This window comes from Vibrio qingdaonensis (genome assembly GCF_026191675.1).
Taxonomy (GTDB): domain Bacteria; phylum Pseudomonadota; class Gammaproteobacteria; order Enterobacterales; family Vibrionaceae; genus Vibrio; species Vibrio qingdaonensis.
Window position 1 is genome coordinate 1 of record NZ_JAKRRY010000028.1, and the last position, 17,621, is coordinate 17,621.

12 protein-coding genes are annotated in these 17,621 nt (G+C 45.2%); 7 read left to right on the forward strand and 5 right to left on the reverse strand.

The genetic code is table 11. From position 1 onward, the window contains the following. The 6 genes from MD535_RS18120 to sstT form a co-directional block, all read left to right on the forward strand. Nucleotides 1–199: M24 family metallopeptidase (locus MD535_RS18120; protein WP_265676451.1), on the forward strand; the 199-nt coding region annotated here is incomplete at its 5' end. 68 nt (nt 200–267) lie between these two features. Continuing rightward, nucleotides 268–1,038, forward strand: a complete 771-nt coding sequence (locus tag MD535_RS18125) for a maleate cis-trans isomerase family protein (protein WP_265676452.1) — start codon at nt 268–270, stop codon at nt 1,036–1,038. A 10-nt stretch (nt 1,039–1,048) separates the two neighbouring features. Then, entirely contained in the window at nt 1,049–2,014 is a 966-nt protein-coding gene (locus tag MD535_RS18130; protein ID WP_265676453.1) for a DMT family transporter, read from the forward strand. 2 nt (nt 2,015–2,016) lie between these two features. Continuing rightward, on the forward strand, nt 2,017–2,997 hold the full coding sequence (locus MD535_RS18135; RefSeq protein WP_265676455.1) for a DMT family transporter: 981 nt from the start codon (nt 2,017–2,019) through the stop codon (nt 2,995–2,997). 280 nt (nt 2,998–3,277) lie between these two features. Continuing rightward, entirely contained in the window at nt 3,278–4,333 is a 1,056-nt protein-coding gene (gene rsgA / locus MD535_RS18140) for a ribosome small subunit-dependent GTPase A (protein WP_265676456.1), read from the forward strand. 250 nt (nt 4,334–4,583) lie between these two features. Then, nucleotides 4,584–5,801 (forward strand): serine/threonine transporter SstT, encoded by a 1,218-nt coding sequence (gene sstT, locus MD535_RS18145; protein ID WP_265676457.1) that lies wholly within the window; start codon nt 4,584–4,586, stop codon nt 5,799–5,801. Nucleotides 5,802–5,865: 64 nt separating this feature from the next. Here sstT and MD535_RS18150 read toward each other — a convergent pair whose 3' ends face one another. The 5 genes from MD535_RS18150 to MD535_RS18170 all read right to left on the reverse strand — a co-directional run bounded on the left by MD535_RS18150 (nt 5,866) and on the right by MD535_RS18170 (nt 14,150). Then, nucleotides 5,866–6,393 (reverse strand): DNA mismatch repair protein, encoded by a 528-nt coding sequence (locus MD535_RS18150; RefSeq protein ID WP_265676458.1) that lies wholly within the window; start codon nt 6,391–6,393, stop codon nt 5,866–5,868. Between the two features lie 3 nt (nt 6,394–6,396). Continuing rightward, nucleotides 6,397–6,783, reverse strand: coding sequence for an MAPEG family protein (locus tag MD535_RS18155; RefSeq protein WP_265676459.1), 387 nt, complete (start codon nt 6,781–6,783; stop codon nt 6,397–6,399). A gap of 143 nt (nt 6,784–6,926) precedes the next feature. Then, a complete protein-coding gene (gene glgB, locus MD535_RS18160; protein WP_265676460.1) occupies nt 6,927–9,110 on the reverse strand; it encodes a 1,4-alpha-glucan branching protein GlgB in 2,184 nt (727 codons plus the stop codon). A gap of 312 nt (nt 9,111–9,422) precedes the next feature. After that, a complete protein-coding gene (gene malQ / locus MD535_RS18165) occupies nt 9,423–11,600 on the reverse strand; it encodes a 4-alpha-glucanotransferase (protein WP_265676461.1) in 2,178 nt (725 codons plus the stop codon). Nucleotides 11,601–11,696: 96 nt separating this feature from the next. Further along, nucleotides 11,697–14,150 (reverse strand): glycogen/starch/alpha-glucan phosphorylase, encoded by a 2,454-nt coding sequence (locus tag MD535_RS18170; RefSeq protein ID WP_265676462.1) that lies wholly within the window; start codon nt 14,148–14,150, stop codon nt 11,697–11,699. 563 nt (nt 14,151–14,713) lie between these two features. Here MD535_RS18170 and malT point away from each other — a divergent pair. Further along, the gene (gene malT, locus MD535_RS18175; protein WP_265676463.1) at nt 14,714–17,422 is read left to right on the forward strand and encodes an HTH-type transcriptional regulator MalT; all 2,709 of its coding nucleotides are present in this window, start codon (nt 14,714–14,716) and stop codon (nt 17,420–17,422) included. Nucleotides 17,423–17,621: the final 199 nt, after the last annotated feature.

Sequence of the window (17,621 nt, forward strand, 5' to 3'; positions counted from 1 at the left end):
AATGGAGCTTACCGAGCGTCCATCTAACACCGCTACCGACAACACCATCCTAGAGCCGGGCATGGTGATGACGCTTGAGCCGGGCATGGTTTACGCACCGGGCAAATCTATGGTGCATGAAGAAAATATCGTCATCACCGAAAACGGCGCGGAATGGTTGTCTGAACGCGCGGCACCTGAACTGATCATCATCGACTAATTCAACTAATCATAACAATAAGCCAAGGCACGCCCTGCCAAATGCGGGGCACTTTGCAGGATCTCATAATGAACACTATCGAAGAATTCAAAAACTGGGAAATCAACCTTCCACACACCCAAGCTCCGCGCATTGGTCGCGTCCATATTGGTTTGGTACAACTAAGTACGGATCATTCACTGGAAATGGATTGGGCAAAACTGCTGGGTACGCAAGCGGGTATTTTTAGTTCACGAGTTTACTACAGCAGTGAAATGACGCCTGAAGCGCTCGATAAAATAGCAAGCGGAATCAGCGAAGCGTCCGATCTGATTGCCTATGGCTTGCCCATGGATGTGATGGCGTTCGGTTGTACTTCCGCTTCCATCATTATCGGTGAAGAAAAAGTCGCGAAACTGCTCACGAAAAATAGAGGTGATATTCCAGCAACTAACCCTTGGACTGCGGCGCAAGCGGCGTTCAAGCACTTAGGCGCAAAGAAAATCGCCGTGTTTTCACCCTACCCAACTGAGGTCAACTTCCCACTCTATAACCAACTTACCGCTGCCGGCTTTGAAGTCTGCACGCTTGGCTCATTAGGGATAGAAAAAGATACCGATATCACCAAGATCTCGAAAGAATCCATGATGTCAGCGCTCGACCAAATCTTGCCGGACTCAGGGGCTGATCTCGTATTCATGTCTTGCACCAACTTACGTGTACTCGACCACATTCAAGAAATTGAAAACAAATTCAATATCCCTGTTGTCTGCAGCAACTCCGCGATGTTTTGGCATGCCATGCACTTAACAGGTCACACAGCACACTGCCCAGGTTACGGCAAACTTTTAAATCTATAAGGAAATAACCATGAGTAATACAACTAAAGGCTGGATAGCCGCGATTTTTATTGGTCTTCTTTGGGGCATCCCTTGGATCGTGGGCACACCAATCCTTGAAGTCATGGATGCGCAAGTCTTGGTATGGGTACGATATACCGTTGCTTTCATTACCTTATTTGTCATTATCCAAGTCAGCAATGCCATGGGTAAACCGCAAAAGAAAGTAGACTTCAAACTTAACTGGGAGAACCGTCATGATATCTTTTGGGCTGCTTGTTGTGGCATTATTGGTCAAGGCGCATTCAGTTTCCTTTCGTTTCTTTCTCTTGACTATATCACTGCATCTGAAAACGGCGTTATTCAAGGGTTAATCCCGATCATCATTCTATGTGTGGGCTTTATTCGCCACGGTGAGCGCTTCACTCCTTTACAAATCCTCGCAGCTGGCGGTGCTTTTGTCGGCGTTGCTATCCTTGTTATGGACCCATCTGTAGAAGGCAGTGGCTTTAACATTGGACACCTAATCTGCTTTGGTAGTGCCGCTAGCTTCTCAACTATGGCCTACGCTCGCGCTAAGCTCGCCGAAAAATACGGCTCTGTCGCCACCATGTACCACCAATTTGTCTTTGCTGCTATCGGCTTTGGTCTTTACTTATTGGTCGTTGGCGCTGATTTCTCATCTGCACTTGGTATCTTTAGCTCGCCGCTACGTGTGCTCTGCATTACCATCCTTGGTGTCGGCATCTCTGGTATTAGCTACCTTATCTACATCTACGCAATGGAGCGTGTTGGCGTAGATGGCACTGGTATGGCGCTTAACCTCATGCCTCTATCTTCTTTCGTCCTTGCTGTGTTTGCTTTGGGCGAAGCCGTAACACCTATCCGTTTGTTGGCCATTGCCGTCGTTATTGGCTCAATGATGATGTTTATGAAGTTTGCTAACAAAAAGAAAGCCGAGTCAGCACCAACAGCAAAGCTGGCTGAAAGTAACTAACCGTGAACACGACGACTAAGGGATGGATAGCTGCAATTGGTGTCGCTTTACTCTGGGGAACAGAAGGATCGCTAGCGACAATGCCATTGCAGACTATCGACGCAAAAGTACTTGTTTGGCTTCGTTATTTGATTGCCTTTAGCGTCCTTTGCGTGGTCTTAGTCGTCGCCTCTTTTGCTAAACAGCAAACTCTCACCAAGAACCAGAGTTTAACCAAAAAACCGCCCCTTACTTTTCGCTGGAAACATCGCCAAGATATTCTAAAGCTTGCAGTATGTGGCATTGTCGGTCAGGGCTTGTTTAGCTTTTTCTCCTTCCAATCTCTCGATTACATCACTATTTCTGAAAATGGTGTGATTCAAGGTCTGGTTCCCATCGCTATTTTATTCGTTGGATACCTTTGTTACGGCGAACGCTTTAGCGCATTACAAATACTCGCTGTTGGGGTTGCGCTATGCGGCGTAACGCTGCTTGTTTTTGCCCCCTCAACCGACGCTTCAGGACTCAATATTGGTCACTTCTATTGTTTGATGAGTGTGATGAGTTTTGCGTCTGTCACTCACATTCGAGCTCAGCTAGCCGATAAGTACGGTGCAGCCTGTACGATGTGCTACCAATTTGGTTTTGCCGCCATCGGATTTTTAGCTTACCTCTTGTCTACCGACGTTAATATTCAGACCGCATTACTGCTTGCTCACCAACCTTTTGCCCTCACTTGCGTGATGATCCTTGGCTTATTTGTGTCTGGTATCGGTTATCTCGTCTATATCTATGGGATTGAACAAGTGGGTGTAGACAGCAGCAGCATGGCATTGAACCTTATGCCAATGTCCGCCTTTTTTATTGCAACTACGTTTTTTGATGAACCAGTCACGCCGCTTCGACTTTTCGCTATTTGCCTAATCATTGGCGCCATGATGTTATTTGCCAAACCTAGCCGTACATTGGCTCGCTCCTCACAAAGAGTCGTCAGAGACTCGTAAGTAACGCCAATCGTATGTGATTACTCACGCTAGTGATGCCAATTGTTAATGTGCTACCATAACCTAGACTTCACTAATAAGGGGAATTTCATGATTGTGTTACACACCTACCCGGCAACATTGGTCGCGACAAAATAATCTCTCACTTTCTTGATTACTTAACGACTTATTGCCCGGTATTAATAACCCGGGGTTATGTGTCTACTGCACACGCTTACATTTGTAAGTACCTAACCCTATTAAAATTATTCAAATCGTGTAAAACGTTTAGGTACCAACAATGACTTCTATTTTTACTCATCCAATTTCTATCAATGAACTTGGCTGGAAATCGTACTTCCAACAACAACTCACACTTGATGACTATGACAACACGGTAGTCGGTCGTATTATTGCCCATCATCGCAGTGGTTATATCGTCTGTACTGAGGAGCAAGAATTTCATTTAGAGCACCATGCTCAGCACCCTTCCATGACTGTCGGGGATTGGATCTTGCTAGACAACGAGCAGGCTTTTGTTCGCCTACTTGAACGTAAATCTTTATTTAGTCGTAAAGCGCCAGGTTCAAAAGTAGAAGAGCAGTTTATTGCCGCAAATGTCGACTGTGTGTTTATCGTTTGTTCACTCAATGACGATTTTAATCTCAGCCGAATTGAGCGATATCTAACGCTGGTTAACGAATCTCAAGCCGAGGCGGTCATTGTGCTCACCAAGTCTGATTTATGTCTTGATGCCGATGAAAAACGCCAACAAGTACAGAACCTCGATCCTTTCTTAATCATCGAAATGGTTAACGCACTGGACGCCGATACACTAAGCGGACTCGCCTCTTGGTGCCATCAAGGTCAGACTGTGGCGTTTATGGGTTCATCTGGTGTCGGCAAATCAACCTTAGTGAACAGCCTAATGGCATCCGAAATCCAAGCCACCGGTGGTATTCGCGAAGACGACAGCAAAGGACGTCACACCACGACGTCTCGCTCTATGCACAAGATGTCGCAAGGTGGACTGTTGCTAGATACACCCGGCATGCGTGAAATACAGCTTACGGCAAGTGAAGATGGACTAGCAGAAACCTTTAGCGACATTGAAGCGTTAATCGCGCAATGCCGCTTTAGTGATTGCCAGCATAGTAATGAACCAGGCTGTGCGGTGAGAGCCGCATTGGACACTGGAAGTGTGGATTCAAGACGGTTAGATAATTACTACAAACTGCTAAGAGAACAAGCGCATAACAGTGCTTCATTGGCTGAAAAACGCAGCAATGATAAGCAGTTTGGTAAATTTATCCGTTCTGTTCAAACCGAAAGTCGCAGTCGAAAGAAAGGCTACTAGGCTTATCGAACATAGCGGTTACACGCACTTATCCTAGCAATAATTTAGCCCTCTCCTTTCAAAGGCCCTAATCAATAGGGCCTTTTTTATATATCAAATTAATACAAACCATTAACATATAACACCACAAAAGCGCACATAAGGCATAATTTCATACTACATATGAATTAAAACTGGACACATATATTCGCAACTATATTATAACAACCGCAAACACACATTCTTACAATACAATTATAAAGGTACAAAAATGCAGAACTCTAGCTTGTTGGCTCGATATGCCAATGGCAATCTGGTTCTCCAGATTCTTGCGGGTATCGTCTTTGGTGTCATCCTGGCGATCGCTTCACCTTCAACAGCACAAAGCTTCGGAATGCTGGGTAGCTTGTTCGTTGGTGCGTTAAAAGCCGTTGCGCCCATTTTAGTTTTCATTTTGGTCGCGGCCTCAATTGCAAACCAAAAGAAAAATCAAACGACGCACATGCGTCCAATCATTATTCTTTACCTGATCGGCACCTTTACCGCGGCATTGACTGCTGTATTAATGAGCTTCCTTTTCCCAACCGAGCTTACTTTGGTGGCGGGAGCAGAAGGGGCAACACCACCACAAGGTATCGCAGAAGTTCTTCACACCTTACTCTTTAAGCTCGTCGACAACCCAGTCAGCGCACTGATGAATGCCAACTACATCGGTATTCTAGCGTGGGCTATCGGTCTTGGTCTCGCCTTACACCATGCCTCAGATACAACGAAAGCCGTTTTCGAGGACCTAAGCCATGGTGTTTCACAGATCGTACGTTTCATCATCCGCTTAGCGCCTTTTGGTATCTTTGGATTGGTTGCGGCTACCTTTGCAACGACTGGTTTCTCAGCACTCGCTGGCTACGCGAAATTACTTTTTGTGTTACTGACTTCAATGGCGATCATCGCGCTTGTGGTTAATCCAATCATTGTTTACGTCAAAACCAAACAAAACCCATACCCATTGGTTTTTCAATGTCTTCGTGAAAGTGGCGTGACAGCCTTCTTCACTCGTTCAAGCGCTGCTAATATTCCTGTGAATATGAATCTATGTGAAAAGCTTAAGTTAGATGAAGATACGTACTCAGTTTCGATTCCCCTAGGCGCAACCATCAACATGGCTGGCGCTGCGATTACTATCACTGTACTCACGTTAGCTGCTGTACACACAATGGGTATCGAAGTAGATTTATTAACGGCGCTGCTATTGAGCATTGTTGCGGCAGTCTCGGCGTGTGGTGCCTCAGGTGTCGCAGGTGGATCACTACTACTCATACCCCTAGCATGTGGGCTATTTGGGATTTCCAACGACGTTGCTATGCAGGTTGTTGCGGTAGGCTTTATTATTGGTGTTATTCAAGATTCTGCTGAAACCGCGCTGAACAGTTCGACAGACGTCGTCTTCACCGCTGCGGTATGTAAAGCAGAACAAGCCAAATTGAGCTAGTTCACTCATGATAAGATTACAAAGGGCAGCGACTTTCGCTGCCCTTTTTATTATAAAGAACCAATCAGTTACGCGATAAATCTCGAGCCAGAATTAATGCTAAGCCAAACACTTGTAAAAACAACGCGATGTCTTTGAATAATGCCATCTCTTTTTCGGTCGCTTGCATCTCTTCAACAAGAGTTAAATTATCCAGATACAAGTCATCAATGATATCCCGTTGAGCTTGTTGCGATTGATTGATAACGCGCATCAACTCAGAAAGATTCTGCGTGGAAATCGCTGGAACGGGCCTCGTCGTCCAAGCAGTCAGTTCCTTAACCAGTTGCTCTTTGATTTTCGTATTCACTAGAGCGCCACCCGCCAGTGACATATCTAAATGCAGTAACAGCCCTTCACGTTTCCTTTCCAGTGTTTCCACCTGATTCCAAGCAAGCTGAATGGAATACAGATTCGACGCTTTTTTATCGGCAAACACGGTCAAATCCGCTGTCATCTTATCGAGTACTTGGCTTGATAGTACAATGGCCATCACATTAAGCATCAGCCCGATAGACACTGTCACCCATGTTGGGGGGAATTTGAACGTCATCGCCTAGAAAAGTCTATCGAAAGGTAAATAGTATAAATTGGAGACAATTAAGCCCAACATCACCACCAAGGTGAGTTGCATTCCCCATACCCGTCCCTTAAATTTTTTGAATAAAATGCCATGAGCATGCAGTACTCGCCCAACAATGAACGTACAGCCCAAGGCATGAATCCACAACAGTGGCGCGCCGTTAAATTCGACTAATGCCATTAAGATAAGCGTGATAGGTATATAGTCGACAGCATTGCCGTGCGCACTTCGGGCGATTTGCAACCCTTCTACGCCGCCATCGGCATAAGCGACTTGATTACTCCTGCGCTGTTTGATGACTTGCACTGACAACCAAATCATCAGTACCGCTAATAACGAAGCATACAAAGCTGTGACCATTAATAATCCTTATTTCTTAATGTGTTATTTATCGTGTTAACGCATAATGTTTGAGTGTAGAACACTCTTTCGTTTTCTCCAGATAAAACAAAGCCCAGCATTTGCTGGGCTTAATCGTTATTTAATTGTGTTCTCTTGGTAAACTAACCTTTGTATTTATAGAATACGGTGGATAGTGGTGGTAGGCGTAATGCCAGTGATTGCGGCTGTGACTCGCTTTCTATCCCTTCACTATCCACAGAGCTAATCACCTCAAACCCACTACCCGCGTATTTCTCATCGTCCGTATTAAGCAGTAAATCATAGCTTCCTGCTAGAGGCACCCCTAAGCGAAATGCTTCGTGCGGTACAGGGGTAAAGTTTGATACCACCAAAATACGTTCGCCATTGTCACTAATACGCTCGTGAGCAAGAATACTGGCTTCTGCCGCATCTTGAAGACGCCACTCAAAACCTTTCGGTTCTGAATCTAACTCAAACAAGGCTTTTTCAGCTTGGTACAATTTATTGAGATCACGCGTAACGGCTTGAACACCTTGGTGGCGCTCAAACTCCAACAAAAACCACTGCAATTGGTCATCATGATTCCATTCACCTGTTTGACCAAATTCCGCCCCCATGAAGTTTAACTTCTTACCTGGTTGCGCGTACATGTAACCTAAGTAGGCTCTTAGGTTAGCCGTTTGCTGCCACTCATCACCGGGCATTTTGTTATGAATAGAATGCTTACCGTAGACCACTTCATCATGGGATAGCGACAGAACATAATTTTCACTGTGTGCGTAAACCAACGGGAAAGTAATCGTGTCATGGTGATATTTGCGGTTAATTGGATCTTCTTGGATGTAGGAGAGGCTATCGTGCATCCATCCCATGTTCCATTTAAAGCCAAACCCTAAGCCGCCCATAAAGGTGGGCGCAGAAACACCAGGGAACGCGGTCGATTCTTCTGCAATCGTCATGGCATTAGGGAAGTGCTTGTACACTTCTTCATTCATCCACTTCATGGTGGCGATCGCATCATAGTTTTCGCGGCCACCGTCAGCGTTTGGAATCCATTGATCATGGCTACGTGAATAATCGAGATACAACATCGACGCAACCGCATCAACACGAATACCATCAATATGGAACTGTTCAAACCAATACAGTGCATTCGACACTAAGAACCGGCGCACATGTTCACGACCTAAGTCATAAATATACGAATTCCAATCTTGATGCCACCCACGGCGTGGATCAGGATCATGGAACAATGGCGTCCCATCAAAGTTTGCTAAGCCATGATCATCAGAAGGGAAATGTGCAGGAACCCAATCAAGTACCACACCCAATCCGGCTAAATGGCATTGTTCGACAAAATATTTAAAGTCATCTGGCGAACCAAAGCGACTGGTTGGCGCGAACAAACCCACAGGTTGATAGCCCCATGAACCGTAAAACGGATGCTCCGACACTGGCATCAACTCAACATGCGTATAACCCATGTCGGTAAGGTATGGAATTAACTCGCTCGCCAATTCACGGTAGTTAAGAAACTCACCTTGGGCATTGCGCTTCCAAGATCCTGCATGCAGCTCGTAGAACGACAGTGCTTCTTTTCGTTTTTCCGTTACCGGTCGGTTTTGCCATGCATCATCCTGCCATTGATAACGGCTATGATCATAGGTCACCGACGAGAACGATGGGTACTGTTCTGAATAGAAACCCCACGGGTCGGCTTTATGAGGCAAGCCTTCTCCATTTGGCCCTTTCATTTCAAATTTATATTGTGCCCCTTCGGCAAGCTCAGGAATAAAGATCCCCCACACGCCATAGTCAAGACGCTGCATTGGGTTGCGACGCCCATCCCACTCATTAAAGCTTCCGACTAAGCTCACCGCCGTTGCATGAGGGGCATAAACAAGAAAACGCGTACCTTGAACCTGCTGACCATCGCGTTCCAAAGACACAAATTGCGACCCCATATGGTGATACATCGCCTTTGGGGTATGCAACTCTTCGTATTCTGCGTACAAACCGTGATATTGATATGGGTCATCAATAACTTGTTCAGTACCACTCCAATCAACAGCCAACTGATAATGGGTGTATCTCAAATCGAGGTCTGATTCTAAGACAAAACCGGATGCCGCCTCTCGAACAAGCGGTAGGCGTTCGCCCGATGCTAAAACAACGGCCACATTATCCGCACCGGGAATCCAAGTGCGAAGTGCAATACCATCATCTTGTAAATAGGGACCTAAGAACGAAAACGGATCTGCAAATGCAGCATTCGACAATCGCTCGTATGCCTGATCTTGTCTTTTAAGCCTTGTTTTATTCAACGTTCATCTCCCTCGACCAAATCTGTCTCCTAATTGTAATTTTGTAGCATTAGAGACATCATAAAAAAGCCCGCGCAAGGCGGGTTACCAGCAATCTTTCATTGTACTTAAATCCCGTTATACAGGAAGTGATTCATTCGTGATTTTCAGGTGTAAGCGATTATAAAACACAGGATTTACACTATAAACTCATCACTACAAACTCATCCTAAAAAATGACCTTTATTGCATATAAATACAAAAAATCACAGCCTTCAGAAACACAAGTCATTTGCTCTGAATCATGCTGTGCTTTTACCGTCTGGTGGACGATTATTCGCTAGCGCCACGTCTTACGTGCGACAGGTTTTTTGCAATTCTGTTAACACTTTCTTTTGCAAAAACTTCATCTAAGTTCATCGATAATTTACGACGCCAGTTAGGATATTCGTTAACGGTGCCCGGAATGTTAACCGGCTTATCCATTTCCAACCAATCTTCAAGCTGAACACTCAATAGTGTGGATGAACCCGCGCCAAGATGTAATTGCAACGCTTCACTTAAATAGGTGTCCATAGGCACCATACTTGCGTCACGTCCTACCCCTTCCGGCAAGTAACCATGCCACGCAACACTATCCAAAATACCCTGTTTACATTCTAAGCGATCGTTAAACAATTCCTTTAGCTGTGCTTCATCTGGATACAAACCAATTTCTTGGCCCATTTTCAAATCATCGCAATGCCAGAAACCGCGTAATGTCGGCATATCGTGAGTACACAGAGCTGACATCGACTGTTCTGCATAATGCTTGGGTGAAATAAAACCACCATCTTCTGCGGTTTCAAAGAAGAACACCTTGTACGAATGCACACCCGCTTCACGCAAAATATCCACAATCTCGTCCGGCACGGTTCCTAAATCTTCACCAATCACACTACACTGATGACGGTGTGATTCTAGCGCTAAAATAGCCAGCATATCTGCCACAGGGTAGTAGATGTAAGCCCCTTTCGTCGCATTTTCACCTTTCGGGATCCACCACAAACGCAATAGACCTAAAACATGATCAATACGTAACGAGCCACAATGTTTCATGTTAGCGCGTAATAACTTGATGTAGGCATCATAAGAAGTAGCATGCAACGCTTGCGGATTCAGTGGCGGTAAGCCCCAATTTTGACCTAAAGGACCCAAAATATCGGGTGGAGCACCAATGCTCGCGTCCATGACAAGATCACCATTATCGGCCCATGTCTCAGAGCCAGAATCTGCCACACCCACAGCAAGGTCACGATACAGACCCACCGCCATGCCTTTTTCTTCGGCTAGCGCTTGAGCTTCATTAATCTGTGTATCAGCAACCCACTGTAAGTACATGTATAGATGAACTTTATCTAGATTTTCTGCGATAAATTTCTGCGTTCCAACATTTTCAAATCGACGGTATTTCTCAGGGAAAACCGGCCATCCCCAAACATTTGCATCCGCCGCATGAAGTTCCGCATGAATGGCATCAAATGCTGCTTGATGCATTAAACTCTCACCACCTTGTTCAACAAAGTCTAAGAACATCGCCGCGCGTTCCGTTTGTTTATCAAGGTGACGCTGTTTAAATTGGTCAAACAGTAATGGCAAAACGCTCATTTTAAGCGCCGCAACTTCGGTGTAATTCACCCAATGAGAATCACGTGCTTTTTGCAAGCGAGCTTGAAATTCCGAACTGCCGACTTTTTGCTGAGCATCGGCACTTAACGCAAACTCAGGCACTGAACTCACATCAATATATAAAATATTCAACCAACGACGTGAAGAAGGACTATAAGGGCTAGCGCCCTCTGGGTTTGCAGGGAACAACGAATGAATTGGGTTTAAACCCACAAAATCACCGCCTCGAGCAGCAATATCATTGACTAACTGTTTTAGATCACCAAAATCACCAATACCCCAGTTGTGCTGAGTACGCAGCGTATACAGTTGAACACTTGGGCCCCAAAGCTTTTTACCTTGTTCAATCTGCGACTGCTTAAAACATGCCTTTGGCGTACGAATCAGAGTCATTTCATACGGTGTCTTACGACGTTTTCTTTCCAAATAGAGTTTGTGGTAACCCCAAGCTAAATCATTTGGTAACGAAAATACTAAAGGGCCACCCTCGGCGCGCTCATCACGAACGATTTGAGACTGAAGATAGCCTTCAAGTACTTCTCCCTGCTCCGTTTCTAGACGCCAACTAAAATCACTCTCTCGAGCACTCGCGCCAAGGTTAAGTTCCACCTCTATAGCATCGCCGTCTTTCACGACAAGTACCGGCTCAAGTACTTCTTTTTTGTGTTTTCTCTCTGCTGATTTCAGCAAAGTCTCATCGTTGGTCGTGTCATAGCCTAAAGACGCAAGCAGACGAAGAATAATATCATCTTCAACTTTCGCTTCACTGCCCCACGCACTCACGTAGCTGTCGGCTATTTTTGCCATCTCAGCAACTTGCTTTAATGCTGTTTGTTCTGTCATCGCTCTCTCCGAAGGACATCTATTACCTTCAAATCGGTAGGGTAATTAATTTATAAAAAGGGAAAAGCCAAGGCACGAGGCCTTGGCTAAGGTTGCTTAGCGAGATACCGCTTCAAGCTTCCAGATGTTGTTCACATAATCGCGAATAGAGCGGTCTGATGTGAATTTACCCACTAAGGCCGTATTCAAAATCGCCTTCTTCGCCCACCCAGCTTGATCTTGATATTGTTTGCTCATATCTTCATGCGCTTGCACGTATGACGCAAAGTCTGCCAAACATAGGTAAGGGTCACCACCATCTAGCAGGCTATCGTAGGTCGCACGAAGTAAACCTGGTTGACCTGGTGAGAACTCGTCACCTAACAGTAAATCTAGCGACGCTTTTAGTAGTGGGTCGGCATTGTAGTAATCGTAAGGGTTATAGCCTTGCGCTTTCACCGCTTGAACACCATCTACATCCAAACCAAAGATGTAAATATTCTCATCACCGACTTCTTCACGGATTTCAACGTTAGCACCATCCATCGTACCAATCGTTAATGCGCCGTTTAAGGCCATCTTCATGTTACCCGTACCTGACGCTTCTTTACCGGCAAGAGAAATTTGCTGAGAAACATCAGCAGCTGGAATGATGATCTCAGCCATACTGACACGGTAATCAGGGATAAAGACCACTTTAAGCTTGTTACCGATACGAGAATCGTTATTGATCTTCTCAGCAATCTTGTTAACCGCGAAGATGATTTCTTTCGCTAGGTGGTAACCCGGTGCTGCTTTCGCCGCAAAGAAACAGACACGTGGCTCACATTCGAAACCCGGTTCATTCAGAATACGGTGGTACAGAGAAAGAATATGCAGCAAGTCTAGGTGCTGACGCTTGTATTCGTGTAGACGCTTAATTTGAACGTCGAAGATGGCGTTAGTATCAAGCTCAATCCCCATATTTTCTTGAACCCAATCAGCAAGTCGCTGTTTGTTTTCTTTCTTAACCGCCATGAATTCTTTTTGGAATTTCGCGTCTGTCGCGAACTGAGCAATGCCTTCTAGCTGCTCAAGTTTTGCTGGCCACTCAGAGCCAATTTTGCCCGTAATTAGGTTCGATAAACCTGGGTTACAGAATTTCAACCAACGACGTGGCGTAATGCCGTTCGTGACGTTCGTCAATTTACCTGGGAAAATTTCGTTGAACTCAGGGAACAAGTCTTTCTTAACCAGTTGCGAGTGAAGCGCTGCCACACCGTTGACTTTATAAGAACCAATCACACATAGGTTGGCCATGCGAACCATACGGTGGAAACCTTCTTGGATGATAGAAAGCTTCGCTTGCTTCTCACCGTCACCAGGCCACATCTTGCGAACTTCTTGCATGAAGCGATGGTTGATTTCAAAAATGATTTCCATGTGACGTGGAAGAAGACGGTTGATCAATGACTCAGACCAAGTCTCTAGTGCTTCTGGAAGCAATGTATGGTTCGTGTAGGCGAACGTGTGTGCACTGATTTCCCATGCTTCATCCCAAGAGAGACCCTTCTCATCAATCAGGATGCGCATCAACTCAGGAATTGCGATAGTTGGGTGCGTATCGTTAAGTTGAATCGTCTCCTGCTTAGGAAGATCGGCAAGAGCAAAACCTGCCGCTTCATGGCGACGTAGAATATCGCGAACTGACGCTGCTGAGTGGAAGTACTGCTGCATTAAACGCAGAGTCTTACCTTTCTCATGGTTATCGTTCGGGTAGAGCACTTTAGTGATGTTACCTGCATCGATGAGCGAGTGTTGCGCTTCGAAGTAATCACCGTTGTTAAAGCTTGCTAGTGAGAATGGTGCAATTGCCTGACATTCCCAAAGACGCAGTGGATAAACGGTGCTTGATTCGTAACCTACGATAGGAAGATCCCAAGGCATTGCTTTTACTTCCATGCCCGGTACCCAAGTACGTACTTCTTTACCGTCAATGAATTCAACGTCTACATGACCGTAAAAACCAATCTGTTGCGCAAGTTCTGGACGAGCGACTTCCCACGGATACCCTTCCACACCTCGCCATGCATCCGGTGCTTCTTTTTGGCGACAGTCTTGGAAAGACTGCTTAAATAGACCGTACTCATAGTGAAGACCGTAGCCCACCGTTGGGTATTCTTGAGCAGCACAAGAATCCATGAAACAAGCGGCAAGACGACCTAGACCACCGTTACCAAGTGATGGGTCACGCTCTTCTTCAAGCAGGTCTGTTAGGTTATGGCCCAACTCTTCCATGGCTTGAGTGATTTGCTCATATAGCCCCATGCTGATCAAGTTGTTACCTGTCAGGCGGCCAATTAGAAATTCTAAGGATAGGTAGTTAACGCTTTTTGCGTTTTTAATGCGGTCATCCGCTTCTGTTGCAAGTAAGTCAAAAGTGGTGAGTTCTGCCAAAGCGCGACCCATAGCCAAATACCATTGGCGCTCGGTTGCAGTTTCTACTGTCGTTGCATAAGTAGCAGATAGGTGTTTTTTAACACTTTCTTGGAAAGAAGCTTTATTGAATTTTTTCTGTTGCGCAGGTTTCATTAAGAAATCTCACTTTAAGTTTTATCCATCTGTCACATATCGTGCATGGTGACGTCTCCTTAAACATCCTCCTATCTCCGACTCCGTGGAGGATGAGTGACGAGGGCGTAGAGGGCGTACTCCCCCCCATTAAGTGATCAATATCTCATTGCGCTCGAGCTTTAGCTTTTATCCGGTGATACCGATCACGCCAACGTCACTTTTACTGTAATCGCTAACTAAGTCGTTACCGTGAATTAGATGCATATCAAATTCAATATTTGAGTCTGAGATCACAATTGCATTCAAATTTTCACCTAATCAGGCCAATTTTTTGTATACATGACGCGAAATGCAGACCGTAAACAACCAATCATATGTGATTTAAATCACAAAAATGCGGCGTAGTTGGTGTAAAAAACGTTTTATGAACAAAATCTAGCCATTGATCAAACATTGTAGAGCTAGACCTCGCCTACCATCGGAATGGCATCGTTAAATCGGTTAATTTATCACCAAACTTCTTCATGAAAGACGCTAACGGTTAGCACATACTCTAACTATAAAAATGACAGGAAATATCTATGTGGATTCCTTCAAAATTAACTCGCCCTGGACGCTTACATAACGCGATCGTTCGCCCACGAGTTTTGGATCTGCTTTCGCAGGCCCCTTTTTACAAGCTTGTTCTTTTTCGCTCTCCAGCTGGCTACGGTAAAACCACCATGGCAGCTCAGTGGCTATCAGACAAACCACATGTTGGCTGGTATAGTATTGATGAAAGTGACAATGACTCCTTTCGCTTCGTCAATTACCTCCTTCAAGCGATTAATAAAGCCACCAGCAATAGTTGTCCAAACGCCCAAAAACTAGCAGAACGTCGACAGTTTTCATCCTTGCACTCACTGCTTGGGGAGGTATTTTCCGAACTCACCTGTTACCACCATGAATGCTATGTTGTTCTTGATGATTATCACCTCATCCATGATGAAGATATTCATGAAGCGATGCGTTTTTTCCTCAAACATATGCCAGATAATATTACGCTTGTTGTCACCAGTCGCGGCAACCCACCACTGGGTACTGCCAATTTGCGCGTACGTGATCTTATGATCGAAATTGGTAATGAATTACTCGCGTTTGACACCGAAGAAACCACACGATTCTTTAATCTTCGTCTAGCCGACGATATTGATGATGAAACCGCAAATTCTCTTAGAACCTATGTCGAAGGGTGGCCGTCTGCGTTGCAATTGTTTGCGCTGCAAGCTCAGCATCAAAAACGCACATTGGCGCAATCCGTGGAAACAATATCGCAGTTTAACCACGCCCACCTTTGGGATTATCTAATTGAGGAAGTCTTTGATTTACTAGATAAAGACACCAGAAAATTTCTGATGCAATGTTCTGTTTTAGACCATTTTAATGATGACCTTGTTACCGCATTAACCAAAAGAAATGACGCGCTGAGCATGATTGAGTCGCTCAACCGATTCGGATTGTTTATCTACCCGCTTGAAGGCGAAAACAACTGGTTTAGATTCCATAATCTGTTTGCTGAATTCCTCTCACATGAACGTAAAGCACGCATTCCCCAACAAGAGCTGGATCTTCATCTTGCCGCGGCCAACGCTTGGCTCGAACAACGTGTTCCTCACCAAGCACTTAGACACGCTAGATTGGCAGCCAATAGTGAGCTGGTTGTGACCATTCTCAATGAGTTTGGTTGGAAAATGTTTAACCAAGGTGAACTTGAGACTCTCGAAGAAGCGATTAAAGTCCTAAACGACAACCAACTCTATAGCCATCCTCGCTTATGTATGTTGCAAGCATGGCTTGCTCAAAGTCAACATCGCTACAATGAAGTGGGTGAGCTGATCGCTAAGTCAGATGAGGAAATGGCCGCTCGCAGTATCGAGCGCTCTCAAAAGGAGGATGGGGAATTTAACGCACTTCGAGCGCAGGTTGCCATTAACCAAAACTCTCCGCAAACCGCATTAGAGTTGGCGGAGTTGGCACTCGGTGAGCTGGACCATTCGGTTTATCGCAGCCGTATTGTTGCCACCTCTGTTGTCGGAGAGGTCAACCATGTCACGGGACAACTCAGTCGAGCGCTACCTATGATGCAGCAAACTGAAAAGCTGGCTCGTCAATATCATGTTTACCACCAAGCGCTATGGGCGCAGTTGCAACAAAGTGAGATATTAATTGCACAAGGTTATGTCCAAGCGGCATACGAAGTACAAGAAAGCGCGTTCCGTTTAATAGAAGAGCAGCAGTTGCATCAAGTTCCTATGCACGAGTTCTTGTTGCGAGTCAGAGCGCAAATCCTATGGTGCTGGAACCGTCTTGATGAAGCCGAAGAGTGCGCGTACAAAGGGTTAGATATCCTTGGCAAACACGAACCAAGTAAGCATCTGCACAGCTACTCTATGATTGCGCGAATCGCCATTGGACGCGGTGAGCTAGATAAAGCCTCGAAGATCATCGAACAAATACAGCACCTAATGAAAGAGTCTACCTATCACGTTGACTGGACGGCCAATGCTTCGTTATCTCTACTGCTCTATTGGCAGGCAAGAGGAGACGTAGAAGCGATTGAGCAATGGCTTGAAACCGCGATTAGACCGGATAACGCATGCAATCATTTTCTGCAACTTCAATGGCGTAACATTGCCCGCGCCCAAATTGGCCTTGGACAATTTGATGCAGCAAAGGAAACACTCGCGTTTTTGGCCAAAGAAGCAGACAACTATCAATTGGTCACTGACACCAATCGAAACCTGATAGTAGAAGCGATTCTTTGGGTTCAACTGGGTGATGATGAAGCGGCAAAAGTGCGCCTAAAAGAAGCGCTCGTGCTCACCAACCAAACTGGCATGATTGGCAATTTTCTTATCGATGGTGGCACGATTGGTCACTTGCTTGAAAAGCTTGCTTCTCGCTCCGAACTTGGCGATCTAGAGCGCCACCGTGCGCAGTTGTTGATGAAAAATATCAACACCACGCAACGCAGTCGCTCTGTGCACTTTAATGAAGAGTTCGTAGAGAAGTTAGTCAATCACCCTAATATTCCTGAGTTAGTACGTACTAGCCCGCTAACCCAGCGTGAATGGCAGGTTCTGGGACTCATTTACTCAGGCTTTAGCAATGAGCAAATTGCACAAGAGCTCGATGTCGCGGGGACCACAATAAAAACGCACATTCGTAACCTTTACCAAAAACTTAATATTGCTAACCGTAAAGAGGCCATCAGCACCGCTGAAAATCTCTTACAGTTAATGGGATATTAAATAAGCCTTTCACTTTCATTGCAAGTTACATCAATGCACTCACAACTCGAACAATTAGGAGTAATAAGCCGCAAATACAGCGCTTAAAAAACGTCTTATCCGCGGTAAAGCTTAGAGGCTTTCTCGAGAAAAAGCCTCTATCCTAATAATTCGAGTTATACGACTGCAAATAAGCTCGCAATTCATCTTGCAATTGATA